This window comes from Pseudomonas sp. P8_229, assembly GCF_034008635.1.
GTDB lineage: Bacteria > Pseudomonadota > Gammaproteobacteria > Pseudomonadales > Pseudomonadaceae > Aquipseudomonas.
This window is the reverse complement of record NZ_CP125378.1, coordinates 3,995,011-4,012,472: the sequence shown is the minus strand read 5'-3', so window position 1 is coordinate 4,012,472 and position 17,462 is coordinate 3,995,011. Positions and strand designations below refer to the sequence as shown.

The following is a 17,462-nucleotide window of genomic DNA, read 5'->3' as shown; positions in this document are numbered from 1 at the left end:
TTTGAGGCGATACGTCAACAAAGTTTTATAAGCTTTTATTGTTACAGCGCTCTAGGCAAACACTTCAGTTTCAGGCATATAATTTGCTTAAGTTTGGCGCTTCGGCGCCCTGTAGTGGATGGCGCATGTGCGCCGGCGAATAAGGTGTTAAGCCCCTGCCATGAAACCATCGCTAGTCTTGAGAATGGGCCAGCAGCTGACGATGACACCGCAGCTGCAACAGGCCATCCGCCTGCTCCAATTGTCGACCCTGGACCTGCAACAGGAAATCCAGGAGGCCCTGGAATCCAATCCGATGCTCGAACGCCAGGAAGAAGGCGACGACTTCGACAACTCCGATCCTTTGGCCGACAACGCCGAACAAAAACCCAACACCGAAATTCAGGAACCCTCCTATCAGGAAACCGCACCGACGGTGGACAACCTGGAGGATGGCGAATGGAACGAGCGCATCCCCAACGAATTGCCCGTCGATACCGCCTGGGAAGACGTCTACCAGACCAGCGCCAGCAGCCTGCCCAGCAGCGATGATGACGAGTGGGACTTCACCACCCGCACCTCCGCCGGGGAAAGCCTGCAAAGCCATCTGTTGTGGCAATTGAACCTGGCGCCGATGTCCGACACCGACCGCCTGATCGCCGTGACCCTGATCGACTGCATCAACAATCAGGGCTACCTCGACGAAACCCTCCAAGAAATTCTCGACGCCTTTGATCCGGAGCTCGACATCGAGCTGGACGAGATCGAAGCCGTCCTGCACCGCATCCAGCAGTTCGAACCGGCCGGCATCGGCGCCCGCAACCTCGGCGAATGCCTGCTGCTGCAACTGCGCCAACTGCCGGCCAAGACCCCGTGGCTGAACGAAGCCAAGCGTCTGGTCAGCGATTACATCGACCTGCTCGGCAGCCGCGACTACAGCCAACTGATGCGGCGCATGAAGCTCAAGGAAGATGAGCTGCGCCAGATCATCGAACTGGTACAAAGCCTCAACCCGCGCCCGGGTTCGCAGATCGAATCGACCGAAGCCGAGTACGTGGTCCCCGACGTCATTGTGCGCAAGGACAACGAACGCTGGCTGGTCGAACTGAACCAGGAATCGGTGCCGCGCCTGCGGGTCAACGCTCAGTACGCCGGTTTCGTTCGCCGTGCCGACACCAGCGCCGACAACACCTTCATGCGCAATCAGCTGCAGGAAGCGCGCTGGTTCATCAAAAGCCTGCAAAGCCGCAATGAAACCCTGATGAAGGTGGCCACCCAGATCGTCGAGCACCAGCGCGGCTTCCTGGAATATGGCGACGAGGCCATGAAGCCGTTGGTCCTGCACGACATCGCCGAGGCGGTGGGCATGCACGAATCGACGATTTCCCGGGTGACCACGCAGAAATTCATGCATACCCCACGCGGTATTTATGAGCTGAAATACTTTTTCTCCAGCCACGTCAGCACCTCCGAAGGCGGCGAATGCTCGTCCACGGCGATCCGCGCGATCATCAAAAAACTGGTTGCAGCGGAAAATCAGAAAAAGCCGTTGAGTGACAGCAAAATCGCTGGTTTACTGGAGGCACAAGGCATTCAGGTGGCTCGCCGCACCGTCGCCAAGTACCGCGAATCCCTCGGGATCGCGCCTTCGAGCGAACGCAAGCGGTTGATGTAAGCCACGTTACAGCGTTCCAGTGGCAGGCTATCCAGCCTGCCGCTTTATGCACTGGCAACGAAGGAGAAGCTGTATGCAAGTCAACATCAGTGGACACCAACTGGAAGTGACCGAACCGCTGCGCACCTACATCAACGAGAAACTCGAACGATTGGAGCGCCATTTCGACAAGATCACCAACGTGCAAGTCACGATGTGTGTCGAAAAACTGAAGCAGAAAATCGAAGCCACCTTGCATATTCCCGGCAGCGAAGTGGTCGCCAACGCAGAAGATACCGACATGTATGCTGCGATCGACTCACTGACCGACAAGCTGGATCGCCAACTCAAAAAGCATAAGGAAAAGACCCAGAGCCTCCTCCAGGGCGCAACAGGTCGTTAACACCCCCAACCCATGATCCGACTTGAAAGTATCCTGACCCCCGGCCGTTCCCTGGTGAACGTGCCGGGCGGCAGTAAAAAGAAAGCCCTCGAACAGATTGCCAACCTGATCGCCCGCGAAGTGCCGGATCTGGAGATGCAGGATGTCTTCGAAGCGCTGATCGCCCGAGAAAAACTCGGCTCTACCGGTTTCGGCAACGGCATCGCCATTCCCCACTGTCGTCTCAAAGGCTGCGAAGCGCCCATCAGCGCATTGATGCACCTTGACGCCCCCATCGATTTCGATGCAATCGACGGCGCACCGGTTGACCTGCTGTTTGTCCTGCTGGTCCCGGAAGCGGCCACCGATGCTCACCTGGAATTACTCCGCCAGATCGCCAGCATGCTCGATCGCAAGGAAGTGCGCGAAAAACTGCGCAGCGCACCGAGTAACGAAGCCTTGTATCAGGTTGTCCTGAGCGAGCAAAACGGTCATTAATCATGCGTTTGATCATCGTCAGCGGCCGTTCCGGCTCGGGTAAAAGTACCGCCCTGGATGTCCTTGAGGACAACGGCTACTACTGCATCGACAACCTGCCGGCCGGCCTGCTGCCTGAATTGGCCGAGCGCGCTCTGGTTCACACCGAGCTGGCCCAGCCGCTGGTAGCCGTCTCGATCGATGCCCGCAACCTGCCAAGCCATTTGTCGCGCTTCCCCGAGCTTTTGGAGGAAGTCCGCAGCCGCCATATCCAGTGCGATGTGCTCTATCTGGATGCCGATGAGGAAACCCTGCTCAAGCGTTTCTCGGAAACCCGTCGGCGCCATCCACTGAGTACCGCCAATCGCTCGCTGGCCGAAGCAATCAACGACGAAACCGCCCTGCTCGGCCCGATCGCCGACCTGGCCGACCTCAAGGTCAACACCACCAATCTGAATCTGTACCAGTTGCGCGACACCATCAAGCTGCGCCTGCTGAACCAGCCGGAGCCGGGTACGGCCTTTCTGGTCGAGTCGTTCGGCTTCAAGCGCGGCATGCCGGTGGATGCCGATCTGGTGTTCGACGTACGCTGCCTGCCCAACCCGTACTGGAAGCCGGAACTTCGCGCACAATCGGGTCTTGATGCACCGGTCGCCGAATACCTGGCGGCGCAGCCGGAAGTCGAAGAGATGTATCAGGACATCTTCGGCTACCTGAATAAATGGCTGCCGCGCTTTGCCGCGAGCAATCGCGCCTACGTCACCATTGCCATTGGCTGCACCGGCGGGCATCACCGCTCCGTTTACCTGACCGAACGCCTGGGTCAGGCCCTGCAGAAAACCCTGAAGAACGTCCAGGTTCGCCACCGCGACCTCACTTAAAGGATTCACACCGCGATGCCTGCTCTGGAAATCGAAATCATCAACAAACTGGGCTTGCACGCCCGCGCGTCGGCCAAGTTCGTTGGCGTGGCAGGCCAGTACCCGGATTGCACCATCAGAGTGGGTCGCACCCCTGAAGCCACGGTGGACGGCAAAAGCATCATGGCGATGATGATGCTCGCCGCCGGCAAGGGCACGAAAATCTATCTGAGTACTGAAGGCCATCAGGAACAGGAAGCGCTGGATGCACTGGTGGCGTTGATCAACAACTACTTCGACGAAGGTGGTTGACTCCGTGTAGAGAGGGAGCTTGCTTGCTCCCTTTCTAAACTTCAGCCCAATGCTGTATCCATCACCATCATCAGACAGAAGCCGATCAGCAAGCCAAGACTGGCGAGCTTGTCATGACCATTGCGTCGCGACTCGGGGATCACTTCATGAGTCACCACCAGCAACATCGCTCCCGCCGCCAGCGCCAGCCCCAACGGCAGTAACAGCTCTGCCAGGCTGACCAGCCACGCACACAGCAACGCAAACACCGGCTCGACCAGACCTGACGCCGCGCCGATCAAGAACGCCTTGACCCGCGACATCCCCGCCCCGACCAGCACCAGCGCAATCACCAACCCCTCCGGCACATCCTGCAAGGCAATGCCCATCGCCAGACTGTCCGCGTCGACCATGCCACCACCGGCCGACACACCGACTGCCATGCCTTCGGGAATGTTGTGGGCAATGATCGCGAAGACGAACAGCCAGATTCTTGGTGGAATCACCGGGTGCTCAAGGGTGCCAACAAGCATTTCCGGTGAAGCGCCGGACAACCGCAGATCCACCAGGTACAGGCCGAACGCACCGAGCATGATGCCCAGGCAGATCAGACCACTGGCGCCCCACGGGGTCATGCCCAGGCTTTGCGCGGCGGCGATGCCTGGCACGATCAGCGAAAACGCCGTGGCGGCCAGCATCACCCCGGCGCCAAACCCCAGCAGAGTATCGCTGAGCATCTGCGGCATGCGCCGGATCACCAGCACCGGCACCGCCCCGAGCGCCGTGCCGAGGGCGCAGATCGCCCCGCCTTGCAACGCCCGGGAAAGCCTCGGCTCCAGATCCAGCCATTCCAGCCCGTGCGCCGCCAGCAAGGTCATGCCCGCCAGCAGCAACAGCGACCCGACCGCGTAACGAAACATGCGCCCACCGCCGATCGCCAGTGTTTCAGTGCCCATAGCCTGCCTTGGATTGTTTTTATAGAAGACTTAAACCAGTGCGGCCTGATAACGCGCAGCGACTTCCGGCCAATTGATCACGTTGTAGAACGCGTTGATGTACTCCGGCCGACGGTTCTGATAACGCAGGTAGTAGGCGTGCTCCCAGACGTCCAGACCGAGAATCGGCGTATTACCGTTCATCAACGGGCTGTCCTGGTTACCGCTGCTTTCCACCACCAGTTGCTTGTCCGGCGTCACGCTGAGCCAGGCCCAACCACTGCCAAAACGGGTCAGCGCGGCTTTAGTGAACGCTTCCTTGAAACTGTCGAGGCCGCCCAGTTGTGCATCGATCGCCATGGCCAGCGCACCGTCCGGCTTGCCGCCGCCGTTGGGCACCATGACTTCCCAGAACAGCGAATGGTTGGCGTGTCCGCCGCCCTGGTTGATCACTGCGGCGCGAAGTTTTTCCGGCAGTTGCTGAACGCTGGCGACCAGTTTCTCGACCGGCCACTCGGCAAACTCAGTGCCCTCGACCGCCGCGTTGAGGTTGTTGATATAGGTCTGGTGGTGCTTGGTGTAGTGAATTTCCATGGTTTGCGCATCGATATGCGGTTCCAGGGCGTCATAGGCGTACGGCAAGGCAGGCAAGGTAAAAGCCATTTCAGTGAACTCCATGGTGATGTGCGGCTGACGCGCGGCGCGCATTGCCGGTATCCGGGTGCAGCAGGCGTTGCGTGCGCGGGTATTCGCCGTGCTCGCTGATGAAACTCAGCAGCTCGACGTAGGTCTTGCTACTCTGGCGCAGCGCCGCTTCACGCAGGGCCGGGCGCAAGCGCTCGTCCTGCATGGTCTCCAGCAGCCGATGATGGATCGCGCAGAGGTACTCGGCGCTTTCCTCCGGCTGGTTCAGGCGCAAGTGCAGATCCGCCAGGTTGTGGTGGGAGATGACGCAGGCCGCCACCGCTTCGTCAGCATCGGCCCAGCGTTCGAACAACACTTGCGCCAGGGCCAAGGCTTGCAGGTAAGCCTCGCGGGCATCGATCAGCTCGCCGAGCATGAAGCAGCGATTGGCCCGTTCGATCGTGCGTTTCCAGTGCTCCATGGTGAACCTCCAAAGCGGTTGCGGGATTTACACGCCGCCGGCGGTGAGTTTCTCGGGATTGAGCAACTCTTCCAGCTGGCTGCGGGACAGGTCGGTGTGCTCCAGTGCAACGTCGATCACCGGGCGCCCCTGTTTGTAGGCCTGCTTGGCGATTTGCGCGGCTTTCTGGTAGCCGATGATCGGGTTGAGCGCGGTCACCAGAATCGGGTTGCGCGACAACGCTTCCTTGAGCCGCGACTCATTGACCTTGAAGCTGGCGATGGCTTTGTCACCGAGCAAGCGACTGGAATTGGCCAGCAATTCGATGCTGCTCAGCAGGTTTTGGGCGATGATCGGCAACATCACGTTCAGCTCGAAGTTGCCCGACTGCCCGGCGATGGTGATCACCGAGTCATTGCCGATGACTTGCGCGGCGACCATCGCGGTGGCTTCCGGGATCACCGGATTGACCTTGCCCGGCATGATCGACGAACCCGGTTGCAGGCCCTCAAGTTCGATTTCTCCGAGACCGGCGAGCGGGCCCGAGTTCATCCAGCGCAGGTCATTGGCGATTTTCATCAGCGACACAGCGGTGGCCTTGAGCTGCCCAGAGACGGCGACGGCGGTGTCCTGCGAACCGATCAGGGCGAACAGATCCTTGCCCGGAGTGAACTGCACATTCGTCAGTTGGCTCAATTGGCGGCTGAAACGCGCGGCGAACTCAGGATGCGCATTGATCCCGGTGCCAACTGCCGTACCGCCCTGCGCCAGCGACTGCAGGCTCGGCAACAAATCCTGCAGGTGAGCGATATTGGCCTTGAGCTGCTGCGCCCAGCCATTGAGCACCTGGCTCATACGCACCGGCATCGCGTCCATCAGGTGGGTGCGACCGGTTTTGATGTGGTGATGCACTTGCCCGGCTTTCTTTTCGATCACCTGTACCAGGTGCAGCAGCGCTGGCAGCAGTTGTTCGTGCAAGGCCAGGGCGGCGCTGACGTGGATGGTGGTCGGGATGATGTCGTTGCTGCTCTGGCCACAGTTGACGTGATCGTTCGGATTGAGCGGTTCGTCGAGCAGACGGCTGGCGAGGGTCGCGATCACTTCGTTGGCGTTCATGTTGGAACTGGTGCCAGAACCGGTCTGGAAGATATCCACCGGGAAATGCTGCATGAAATCGCCTTCGAGCAGGCCTTGCGCCGCGTCGCTGATGGCCTTGCCTTGTGCGGCGCTGAGCTGATTGAGTTCGACGTTGGCCCGGGCAGCGGCGGCTTTGGCGAGGATCAGCGCGCGAATGAATTGGGTCGGCATCGGTTGGCCGCTGATCGGGAAGTTATCCACTGCGCGCTGGGTTTGCGCGCCGTAGAGAGCGTCCACCGGCACCCGCAGTTCGCCCATGCTGTCGCGCTCAATACGTGTCTTGGTCATCGGTAAATCCTTGGACTAATTCAATAAGAGGAATCGAGGGAAGCAGTTCGCAGGTGGCGAGCTGCCAGGTGTAGCGCTGCCAACGCTGGAGCCGGCAGTTGCACCGCGACAGGCGCTCCATTTCACGCAACGGGCGCCAGGCTTGATCAAGACAGAGGCTGCGCCAGTGCCACGGCAACGCGATGTCGGTGGCCGTGTCGAGTAGCAGACGGAAGGAAGTTTCAGCGATGTTCCAGGGAGACGTCGCCGTGCAGCAGGCGAGATAACGGCCTTCGGCCAGGTAATGTTCGATCAGGCGCGGTTCGTCAGGATCCATCGCGCAACGGATCTGGCGACTCATCCAGCGCCAGCTTTCGAGGTATGGCTGCTCGTGCAAGGCAGAACTCATGATCCGGGACTCGTTCGGAGATGAGATTTATTATTAAATGATAATGAGAACCAAAACAAGAGTACCGAGTTACGCAGAGTCCATTGTGGGAGCGAACCTGCTCGCGAAGGCGTCGTGTCAGTCACCACTGCGATCGGCAGTTAAATCACTTTCGCAAGCAGGCTCGCTCCCACATGGTTTTGTGTGGGGCCAATAAAAAAGGCGCGCCACCCGTTGAGGTGGCGCGCCTTGTTTTGTGACGGCTGAGGTTAGCTGCCCGCTACCGTCATCCGCTCGATCAGCACCGAGCCTGTACGAATGTTGCTGCGCAGTTCCAGATCATTACCGACCGCGACGATCTGCTTGAACATGTCGCGCATGTTGCCGGCGATGGTCACTTCCTGCACCGCGAACTGGATTTCGCCGTTCTCGACCCAGAAACCTGCCGCCCCGCGCGAATAGTCGCCGGTGACCATGTTCAAGCCATGGCCCATCAATTCGGTGACCAACAGCCCACGACCCATACGGCGCAGCAGCGCCGCCTGATCTTCATCGCCGTGCGTCACGAACAGGTTGTGCACGCCGCCGGCGTTGGCGGTGCTCGGCATGCCGAGTTTGCGCCCGGAGTACGTGCCGAGGATGTACGACACCAGCTCGCCCTTCTCGACGAACGGTTTGGCGTAGGTCGCCAGGCCATCACCGTCGTAGGACGCACTGCCCATGGCGCGCATCAGGTGTGGACGTTCGTCGATCGTCAGCCACTCCGGAAACAGCTTCTGCCCTAGCGTGCCTTCCAGGAACGACGATTTGCGGTACAGACTGCCGCCAGACACCGCCGACAAGAAGCTGCCGAACAAGCCCCCGGCCAGCTCAGCGGAGAACAGCACCGGCACTTCGCAGGTCGGCACCGGACGTGCGCCCAGACGGCTCGCCGCCCGTTGCGCGGCACGCTGGCCGATACTCACCGGGTCTGCGAGCAGACTGCCCTGACGATTGACGTCATACCAGTAATCACGCTGCATCTGGCCGTCGGCTTCAGCGATCATCACGCAGCTGAGGCTGTGCCGGGTCGACGCATAACCACCGACAAAACCGTGGCTGTTGCCATACACACGGCAGCCCTGATGGGTGCTGAGCGTGGTGCCGTCGGCATTCTTGATCCGCGCATCGGCATCGAACGCGGCCGCTTCACAGAGCAACGCCTTCTCGATGGCTTGTTCCGGGGTGATGTCCCATTCATGGAACAGGTCGAAATCCTGCTGATCCTTGGCCATCAGTGCCGCATCGGCCAGGCCAGAGGCTTCGTCTTCAGAGGTGTGTTTGGCGATTGCCAGTGCCGCAGCAACCGTCTCGCGAATCGCATCCGGCCCGGTGGCGGACGTGCTGGCCGAGCCTTTGCGCTGCCCCACGTACAGAGTAATGCCAAAGCCCTGATCGCGGTTGAACTCGACCGTCTCGACCTCACGCTGGCGCACCGATGTCGACAAACCCTGCTCCAGCGACACCGCTACTTCGCAGGCACTGGCGCCCTGACGCTTGGCTTCGGCGATGATCTGCTCGACCTGTTCCTGCAGTGCCGGCAATGCTTGCGGGCCGACGCTTTGAACTGCACTCATGCTCATCTCCACTCAAATTCTGCTTTCGGCTGGGGTCATCGAGCGACCGGGCCGGACAAGCGGCCCCCGACTGGTTATCATGGCGGCGTTTCTTTGCGGACTGCCACCATGGTTGATTCTTACGACGACTCCCTCGATACGGGAGAAAAAAGCAAATCTCAGGTCAAACGCGAGCTGCATGCTCTGGTTGACCTTGGCGAGCGCCTTACAACACTCAAGCCCGACTTGCAGGCAAAACTGCCATTGACCGACGCTTTGCGCCGGGCCCTGGCCGATGCGCCCAAGCACACCGCGAACATCGCGCGTAAACGGCACCTGCAGTTCATCGGCAAACTGATGCGCGATCAGGACACTGACGCGATTCTGACGTTGCTCGATCAACTCGATGCCTCCACCCGTCAGTACAACGAGCGTTTCCACAACCTCGAACGCTGGCGTGACCGCCTGATCGCCGGTGACGATGCCGTGCTGGAGAAATTCGTCGTCGAGTACCCGGACGCCGATCGCCAGCAATTGCGTTCCCTGATCCGTCAGGCTCAGCACGAGGTTGCGCAAAACAAACCTCCTGCTTCCAGCCGCAAGATCTTCAAGTACATCCGTGAGCTGGACGATACCCAACGCGGCCTGCGTTGATATTCGCCATCGGGTGGCCGCACTGTGCGCCACCCGCAGCTCCATCCCCTTTTATGCGCCCGTGCCACCCACGGTGATCGCATCGATCTTCAATGTTGGCTGACCGACACCCACCGGCACCGACTGTCCATCCTTGCCACATGTGCCCACACCGCTGTCCAGCGCCAGATCGTTACCGACCATCGACACCCGGCTCATCGCTTCAGGGCCGTTGCCGATCAACGTCGCGCCTTTGACCGGCGCAGTGATCTTGCCGTCCTCGATCAAGTAGGCCTCGCTGGTGGAGAACACGAACTTGCCGCTGGTGATGTCGACCTGACCGCCGCCAAGGTTGGCGCAGTAGATGCCTTTCTTCACCGAGGCGATGATTTCCGCCGGATCGCTTTCGCCACCGAGCATGTAGGTGTTGGTCATGCGCGGCATCGGCAGATGCGCGTAGGACTCGCGACGACCGTTACCAGTACGGGCCACGCCCATCAGGCGCGCGTTGAGCTTGTCCTGCATGTAGCCCTTGAGCACGCCGTTTTCGATCAGCGTAGTGCACTCGGTCGGAGTGCCCTCGTCGTCGACGCTCAGCGAGCCGCGACGACCACTCAGAGTGCCGTCATCGACGATAGTGCACAGCTTGGAGGCAACCATTTCACCCATGCACCCGCTGTAGGCAGAGCTGCCCTTGCGGTTGAAGTCGCCTTCCAGACCGTGGCCGACCGCTTCGTGCAGCAGCACGCCGGACCAGCCCGACCCCAACACCACCGGCAACGTACCGGCCGGCGCCGGGATCGCTTCCAGGTTCACCAGTGCCTGACGCAGCGCTTCACGGGCATAGCCCATGGCGCGGTCTTCGGCGAGGAAATAGCGATAGTCGGTCCGCCCGCCACCGCCATGTCCGCCGCGCTCGCGACGGCCATTCTGCTCGACGATCACGCTGACGTTGAAACGCACCAGCGGACGCACATCGGCGGCCAGACCACCGTCGGTGGACGCCACCAGAATCCGCTCCCAGACCCCGGCCATGCTCACACTGACCTGCTGAATTCGCGGATCGAGGGCGCGCGTGGCAACGTCGATGCGCTTGAGCAGCTCGACTTTTTCGGCACGGCTCAGCACTTCCAGCGGGTTGTCCGGTGCATACAACTGCGCGACATCCTGGGTGGTGAACGCCTGCACCGTACCGTTCTGCCCGGCGCGGGAGATCGAACGCGCGGCACGGGCCGCAGCGCCGAGGGCTTCGAGGGTGATCGCGTTGCTGTAGGCAAAACCGGTCTTCTCCCCGGACTGCGCACGCACGCCGACACCCTGGTCGAGGTTGAAGCTGCCTTCCTTGACGATTCCGTCTTCCAGCGACCACGACTCGGAGATCTGGCCCTGAAAATACAGGTCGGCAGCATCGATGCCCGGGCCGGCCAGGTCGCCGAGCACGCCTTGCAGGCTCTCGATCGTCACGCCGCCGGGCGCCAACAGGTGATCACTGACTGAGGACAACAACTCGCTCATAGGTTTACGCCTTAAATTCATGTTCTGAAGCAGGTCGCTGTGCGCCCTGCGAGAAAAACCGCCGATGATTCGTCACCGGCATTCGCGCCCTGATAGACGCTTGTTCATCACTGTCGCGTTCGGCCAACAACACCGCTTCGCCTTGATCCTGTTGCGCCAGCACACGGCCCCACGGATCGATGATCGCCGCGTGACCGAAGGTTTCCCGCGGTCCCGGGTGGGTCCCGCCCTGTGCTGCCGCCAACACATAACACTGAGTCTCGATGGCCCGGGCGCGAATCAGCACGTCCCAATGCGCCGCACCGGTCACTGCCGTAAATGCCGATGGAGCGGTGATCAACTCGGCACCGGCCGCGCGCAATTCGCTGTACAGCTCGGGAAAGCGCAGGTCGTAACACACCGTCAGACCGACTCGGCCCACCGGCGTATCCGCCACCACGACGCCGCTGCCATAAGCATAGTCATCGGATTCGCGATACCGCCCGCGATTGTCCGCCACATCGACATCGAACAGGTGCAACTTGTCATACCGCGCAACGGTTTCACCCTGATCATTGACCAGCAGCGAACAGGCGTGGGACTTGGCATCCGGCTGCCCAAGCGGCGGCAACGGCAACGTGCCGGCCACTATCCATAACTTGAGGTCGCGGGCGGTCTGTTTCAACCATGGCAGGATCGGGCCTTCGCCGAGCGCTTCGGCGCGGCCGATGTCGGCAATGTCGCGACGGCCCATGGCGGCGAAGTTTTCCGGCAGCACTGCCAGCTTCGCGCCGCCGGCCGCAGCCTGCTCGAGCAGGCGTCGGGCCTGGGCCAGATTGGCCAGTACATCGCTCTGGCTGACCATTTGAATCACCGCTAAAGACATGGCGCACTCCGCAACAGGTATGCGGCCATGCTACTCCATAGGCTTGGGATGTGGCTGTTCAAAAAGGCTTGTCAAAGGTGATTTTCGGCTCTTTCCACGGGCCTTTGACGGTGTATTTGACGCTGGCGAAGCGCGCCACGCGGTCACCGATCAACTTGTCGATCAGGAACAATGCCCCGCCGACGGCCGGCGCGCCGACAATCAGCGCGGCAATCGGCAGGTTGTTGGTCACCGGCAATGTCACCAGCAATTTCGCATCGACCTGCTCACGGACCAGGTCCAGCGTGCCGTTGAGTTCAATGTTGCTCGACGGCCCGGTCAGGCGGATCGGCTCGCGAGTGTCATACACACCGGCGTTGGCCACCAGCAAACCCTTGACCCGGTCGTAGCTCAAGCCTTTGCCAAACAAGTCGGAGAAGTCCAGTCGCAGGCGGCGGCCAATGGAGTTGAAGTTGAGCAGACCGAACACCCGCAGCGCCTGCGCGCCGCCCTCGACTTCGACGAACTGACCTTTATTGAGCGATGCATCCAGCGTGCCGGAGAAACGTTTGGTCGCCAGCCATGCCGGCGAACCAGGCCAGCGGCCATCGACGTCCATGTGAAATTCTTCGCTGGTCACGCTCGGTGCGAAGCCCCAGCCCTTGAGCACATCGGCGAGGTTCTTGCCGCTGATCCGGCCCTTGAACCAACTGTTGGTCGAGCCCGGTGTACCTTCCCAGCCGCCGTTACCCTGCAACAGGATGCCCTTGAGGCCCATGTCGAGGTTGTTCAAGGCGATGCCTTTGGCGGTCGGGCGCACCTTCATCGACCAGCCTCCGACCAGATCCTGGCCCAGATACAACTGATTGATGGTGATATCCAGCGCGGGAATCTTCGTTGGGTCGACGGAAACCAGTGGGTCGGGCGAATTCTCGTCAGCCTGCACCGTCGGATCCGGCGCCGGCAGCCGCACGTATTGCAGATTGACCGCAATCGGTGCGCCTTTGGCATCGGGAAGGCTGGCCGAACCCTTGGCCTGCTGGCTGTCGAGCGACAGGTTCCAGGCCCACGGCTTGCGATTGACTTGCACCGCAGCCTGATCGAGCGTGGTGCCGAATGCAGTGAGCTTGCCCACCTTGAAATCGGCACTGTTGAGCAGTTGCCTGGCGCTGCCACCCGGATCGTTGCCGGCGTATTTATTGACCAGATCCTGCCACGGCGCGACGTCAAGTTCCGATAGCACACCGCGTATGCGCAAGCCCTTGGCGTCCGGCAAGACCGCGTCGCCGGTGCCGAGAAACAATTCGCCCCGACCATCGGCGATATTGCTCGGCGGCGCGGCGAAGGTGAAGCTGGCCAGTTGATCGTAACTGACCCAGTAGCGCCGCTCCGGGCCCTGCAAGGTCATGCGGAACACCGTGTCGCGCCCCTGCTCGGCCGACATGCCAAACGGCGCCGGCAGATCCACCGCGACGCCTTTCATGCTGGAACTGACCGTCAGTTGACTGTCGGTACCGTCCAGGTTCACCTGCAACTGATAAGGAATGGTCCCGGATACCGGCAACGGCTGGGTCACCCCCAGCCAGTCGGTGAGTTTCTTGACCTCGACCTGCCCGGAGGCCGCGACCCGGGTCTTGAGCTTGTTCGGGCTGCCATCGGCGAAAATCTGTGCGGTCACGGGCTTGTCGAAAGCCCTGGCAGCGATGTTCTGCCCGCTCAGCCCCTTGGCGCTGTCGAAGCGGAAATCACCCTTGAGCTGACTCAGTTCAAGCTTCGGCTCGGCCAGTTTCAGGCGCGCATTGGCGGTCTTGAAGTCGACGAGGATCTTCGGCAGATCGCCCTTTTCCAGCGGAATGTCGAGTTTGACCTTGCCCTGCAGATCGCCCTCGCCTTCCCACCCGGCAAAGGTCTCGCCGGTGCCAATCGGTGCGGTCTGCAGAATTTTCAGGCCATCGCCCAGCCCGCCGGCAAACCCGCCGTCAAGGAACAGATGCGTATGCTGCCCGGCCGGCACATGGGGAATGTTGACGAAAACATCGCTGACCTGGGTGTCGAGCAACTGGCCCTTGTCGGCCACGATGCGCACACCGCTGTCCTCGATGAACACGTCGCCGCTGACCTTGCTCACATGCGGCCAGCCCGGCTGGAACGCCAGCTCGGCGTCATGCACCTTGAAGAACAGACTGATGCTGCGATCAACGTCCTTGGCGTTTTTGCTCAGCGAGCCTTGGTACTGGAAGAAGCCCTGGTCCACCGCGCCCTTGAGGATCGCCGTGCGCAGCCACTCGTCGAGGGCGGGGCTGAGGACTTCGGGCAGGTATTTGGCGGTGTAACGACCGTCGCCATCGACCAGACCGACACGCAGGTCCATGTAGTCTTCCTGGGTATGATCGAAGTGCAGGCGGATCAGGAAGTCGCCGGCAATCTTGCCTTCCTCGCCCAACACCTTCAGGTATGGCGCGATCAGGGTGAAACCGTCTTTGTCGAGTTTCCAGGTCAACCGGGCGTTGGCCTGAATGTATTGCCATGGCTTAGCGAAAATCGGGTCGAGGTGCAGGACGAAATCCTTGCTGTCCATGCGCAATTCGCCACCGTCGAGGTTGCCGCTGAGGCTGCCACTGACGTTGCGCGCTGCCGGAGCACCGTGATAGGCATCGAAACCGACTTGATCCAGATTGGCCGCGAAGCTGAATTTCGAGCCGTCGGTGGCATTGGGACGAAAATCCAGCAGCACGTTGCGCAGCCCACCCGTCACCTTCAAGTGGTCGACGACAGTGGCGAAACCTTCCGGCAGCGGCCCCAGCGCATTCAGCAACGGGGTGATCGGCGTCAGATCGAAACGGTCAGCCTGCAAATGCCAGAGTTCTTCGACTTTATCAGTGGCCGCCGTCTGCTTGAGCTGCACATGGGATTCCCAGCGGGTCTCGCCGAAATTCATCGCCAGTGAGTCGAGGGTAACCGTCGCGCCGTCATCGTCGCGCTGGTAATAACCGTTGAGCGCCAGGTTGTTGATCCGGATCGGCTTGCGCTCGGCGTAGGCGCCGGTCAGTTGTGGCGCGTTCAAACGAATGACGGCGCTCTGCAGGGCACCGTCATTCCAGTTGACCCAGAGCTCGCCACCGGCCTTGATCTCGGAAAAATTCCACTGTTGGGTCAAACGCTCGGGCAGCCACTTCGACCAGTCGCTTTGCGGCAGGCTGACATAGCCCTCCACCGAGCTGTCCGGCAACTGCGTGGGACGGATCCGCGTGCGCAGACTCATGGCCACCGGCTGCCCGTCAGGCAAGGTCAACCGCGCATCGAGACGCTGACGACTGGCCCCGGTTTTCAGGTTGAGGCCGACGTAGGTGAAGGTCATCGGCGCTTGATTCAGCGGCTGCAAGGTCACCTGACTGTCGAGCACCGACAGTTGCTGAATCATCTGCGAGCGATTGAACAGTTGCTCGGGATCCAGCGGCTGATCGTTTTGCACCGGCAAGCCTTCCAGCGCCCAAGTGCCGTCCTGCGCTTCCTTGAGGCTGACCTTCAGACCGTTCAACTCCAGATGGGCGATGCGCACTTCGCGCGCCAGCAAGCTGCCCCAGAGATCCGGCACCGCGCGTACCCGGTCCAGACGCAAGGCATTCGCGCCATCGCCAACCATCACATCATGGGCCAGCAGGATCGGCGCAAATCCACTCCAGTTGCCTTCCAGTTCGCCGATCCGCAGCGGCATGCCAAGCGCGGCGCTGGCCTTGTCTTCGATATCGGCGCGGTACTCTGCCACCAGCGGCGTCAGTTCCCGACCGAGGCTGACGTACAACGCCATCAACACCAGAACCAACGCGCACAGGCCCAGCCCCCAGCGAGTGAGTGCGGCCAAAATGCGTGTCAGACGCTCCATGTCAGTTGGCTCCCATGGCGAAAATACTGCAAAAAGCTGAGGCCAGCCGTTGTGGATTAAATGTGCCGCAGGGGTTCAGAGCAGCACCACGTCATATTGTTCCTGGGAATACATGGTTTCGACCTGAAAACGTATGGTGCGACCGATGAACCCTTCAAGCTCGGCGACGTTACCGGATTCTTCATCGAGCAGTCGATCCACCACTTTCTGGTTCGCCAAGACGCGATAACCCTCGGCCTGATAGGCGCGGGCTTCACGCAGAATCTCGCGGAAAATTTCGTAACAGATGGTTTCCGGAGTTTTCAGTTTGCCGCGGCCCTGGCAGCTGCTGCACGGCTCGCACAGCACCTGTTCCAGACTTTCGCGGGTGCGCTTGCGGGTCATCTGCACCAGGCCCAGCTCGGTGATGCCGATGATGTTGGTCTTGGCGTGGTCGCGCTCCAGCTGTTTTTCCAGCGTGCGCAGGACCTGACGCTGGTGCTCTTCATCTTCCATGTCGATGAAGTCGATGATGATGATCCCGCCCAGGTTGCGCAGACGCAGTTGACGGGCAATCGCGGTGGCCGCTTCGAGATTGGTCTTGAAGATGGTCTCTTCGAGATTGCGATGACCGACGAACGCCCCGGTGTTGACGTCGATGGTGGTCATGGCTTCCGCCGGATCGACCACCAGATAACCGCCGGACTTGAGCGGTACTTTACGCTCGAGGGCTTTCTGGATTTCGTCTTCGACGCCATAGAGGTCGAAAATCGGTCGTTCGCCCGGGTAGTGTTCCAGACGGTCGGCGATTTCCGGCATCAGTTCGGCGACGAATTGCGTGGTTTTCTGGAAGGTTTCCCGCGAGTCGATGCGAATTTTCTCGATCTTCGGGCTGACCAGATCGCGCAAAGTACGCAAGGCCAGGCCGAGGTCTTCATAAATCACGCTCGGCGCGCCGATGGTCTGGATCTGCGCATTGATCTGATCCCACAGGCGCCGCAGATAGCGGATGTCCATGAGAATTTCATCGCCCCCGGCGCCTTCGGCGGCGGTACGCAGGATGAAGCCACCGGCCTCCTTGATCCCTTCCTTGGCCACACAATCGCTGACCACCTGTTTCAGGCGCTCTCGCTCGGCTTCGTCTTCGATTTTCAGGGAGATGCCGACGTGGGCAGTGCGCGGCATGTACACCAGATAGCGCGACGGAATCGACAGCTGCGTAGTCAGCCGCGCGCCTTTGGAGCCGATCGGGTCCTTGGTGACTTGCACCACCAGGCTCTGGCCTTCGTGCACCAGCGAGCTGATGCTCTCGACCGCCGGCCCTTCGCGCAGGGAGATTTCCGAGGCGTGAATGAAGGCGGCGCGATCCAGGCCGATGTCGACGAAAGCCGCCTGCATGCCCGGCAACACGCGCACGATCTTGCCTTTATAGATGTTGCCAACGATCCCGCGTTTTTGCGTGCGCTCGACGTGGACTTCTTGCAACACACCGTTTTCGACCACCGCCACACGCGATTCCATCGGCGTGATGTTGATCAGAATCTCTTCACTCATGGCAG

At 60.7% G+C, this 17,462-nt stretch carries 16 protein-coding genes; 6 read left to right on the top strand and 10 right to left on the bottom strand.

The features are described 5' to 3' along the window. Window positions 1–160: 160 nt before the first annotated feature. From QMK55_RS17960 to QMK55_RS17940, 5 genes are all read left to right on the top strand, one after another. Window positions 161–1,654 carry an RNA polymerase factor sigma-54 gene (locus QMK55_RS17960; protein ID WP_102356076.1) on the top strand — a complete coding sequence of 498 codons (1,494 nt, stop codon included), beginning with the start codon at window positions 161–163 and terminating at the stop codon, window positions 1,652–1,654. A 73-nt stretch (window positions 1,655–1,727) separates the two neighbouring features. Further along, window positions 1,728–2,036 (top strand): ribosome hibernation-promoting factor, HPF/YfiA family, encoded by a 309-nt coding sequence (hpf, locus tag QMK55_RS17955; RefSeq protein WP_025109458.1) that lies wholly within the window; start codon window positions 1,728–1,730, stop codon window positions 2,034–2,036. Between the two features lie 12 nt (window positions 2,037–2,048). Next, on the top strand, window positions 2,049–2,513 hold the full coding sequence (gene ptsN, locus QMK55_RS17950; protein ID WP_025109459.1) for a PTS IIA-like nitrogen regulatory protein PtsN: 465 nt from the start codon (window positions 2,049–2,051) through the stop codon (window positions 2,511–2,513). A 2-nt stretch (window positions 2,514–2,515) separates the two neighbouring features. Next, window positions 2,516–3,373 carry an RNase adapter RapZ gene (gene rapZ / locus QMK55_RS17945; protein WP_102356075.1) on the top strand — a complete coding sequence of 286 codons (858 nt, stop codon included), beginning with the start codon at window positions 2,516–2,518 and terminating at the stop codon, window positions 3,371–3,373. A 15-nt stretch (window positions 3,374–3,388) separates the two neighbouring features. Further along, the gene (locus QMK55_RS17940; RefSeq protein WP_102356074.1) at window positions 3,389–3,664 is read left to right on the top strand and encodes an HPr family phosphocarrier protein; all 276 of its coding nucleotides are present in this window, start codon (window positions 3,389–3,391) and stop codon (window positions 3,662–3,664) included. 41 nt (window positions 3,665–3,705) lie between these two features. Here QMK55_RS17940 and QMK55_RS17935 read toward each other — a convergent pair whose 3' ends face one another. From QMK55_RS17935 to pmbA, 6 genes are all read right to left on the bottom strand, one after another. After that, window positions 3,706–4,599, bottom strand: coding sequence for a ZIP family metal transporter (locus tag QMK55_RS17935; RefSeq protein WP_320329676.1), 894 nt, complete (start codon window positions 4,597–4,599; stop codon window positions 3,706–3,708). Window positions 4,600–4,629: 30 nt separating this feature from the next. After that, on the bottom strand, window positions 4,630–5,241 hold the full coding sequence (locus tag QMK55_RS17930) for a superoxide dismutase (protein WP_102356129.1): 612 nt from the start codon (window positions 5,239–5,241) through the stop codon (window positions 4,630–4,632). A gap of 1 nt (window position 5,242) precedes the next feature. Beyond that, window positions 5,243–5,683 carry a hypothetical protein gene (locus QMK55_RS17925; protein WP_102356072.1) on the bottom strand — a complete coding sequence of 147 codons (441 nt, stop codon included), beginning with the start codon at window positions 5,681–5,683 and terminating at the stop codon, window positions 5,243–5,245. A 27-nt stretch (window positions 5,684–5,710) separates the two neighbouring features. Beyond that, the gene (locus QMK55_RS17920) at window positions 5,711–7,087 is read right to left on the bottom strand and encodes a class II fumarate hydratase (protein WP_102356071.1); all 1,377 of its coding nucleotides are present in this window, start codon (window positions 7,085–7,087) and stop codon (window positions 5,711–5,713) included. Further along, complete coding sequence (locus tag QMK55_RS17915; protein ID WP_102356070.1) at window positions 7,068–7,475, bottom strand: FagA protein; 408 nt, start codon at window positions 7,473–7,475, stop codon at window positions 7,068–7,070. The genes QMK55_RS17920 and QMK55_RS17915 overlap by 20 nt, the downstream gene beginning before the upstream one ends. A gap of 248 nt (window positions 7,476–7,723) precedes the next feature. Further along, window positions 7,724–9,076, bottom strand: a complete 1,353-nt coding sequence (gene pmbA / locus QMK55_RS17910) for a metalloprotease PmbA (protein ID WP_178082128.1) — start codon at window positions 9,074–9,076, stop codon at window positions 7,724–7,726. 102 nt (window positions 9,077–9,178) lie between these two features. Between pmbA and yjgA the strand changes: the two genes are divergently transcribed. Continuing rightward, the gene (gene yjgA / locus QMK55_RS17905) at window positions 9,179–9,703 is read left to right on the top strand and encodes a ribosome biogenesis factor YjgA (RefSeq protein WP_025109468.1); all 525 of its coding nucleotides are present in this window, start codon (window positions 9,179–9,181) and stop codon (window positions 9,701–9,703) included. 51 nt (window positions 9,704–9,754) lie between these two features. Here the strand turns inward: yjgA and tldD are convergent, their stop codons facing one another. From tldD to rng, 4 genes are all read right to left on the bottom strand, one after another. After that, on the bottom strand, window positions 9,755–11,197 hold the full coding sequence (gene tldD, locus QMK55_RS17900) for a metalloprotease TldD (protein ID WP_320329675.1): 1,443 nt from the start codon (window positions 11,195–11,197) through the stop codon (window positions 9,755–9,757). 4 nt (window positions 11,198–11,201) lie between these two features. Next, window positions 11,202–12,062, bottom strand: coding sequence for a carbon-nitrogen hydrolase family protein (locus QMK55_RS17895; RefSeq protein ID WP_102356067.1), 861 nt, complete (start codon window positions 12,060–12,062; stop codon window positions 11,202–11,204). A 58-nt stretch (window positions 12,063–12,120) separates the two neighbouring features. Then, window positions 12,121–15,924, bottom strand: coding sequence for a YhdP family protein (locus tag QMK55_RS17890; RefSeq protein ID WP_320329674.1), 3,804 nt, complete (start codon window positions 15,922–15,924; stop codon window positions 12,121–12,123). A gap of 75 nt (window positions 15,925–15,999) precedes the next feature. Continuing rightward, window positions 16,000–17,457, bottom strand: coding sequence for a ribonuclease G (gene rng / locus QMK55_RS17885; protein ID WP_320329673.1), 1,458 nt, complete (start codon window positions 17,455–17,457; stop codon window positions 16,000–16,002). Window positions 17,458–17,462 lie beyond the last annotated feature (5 nt).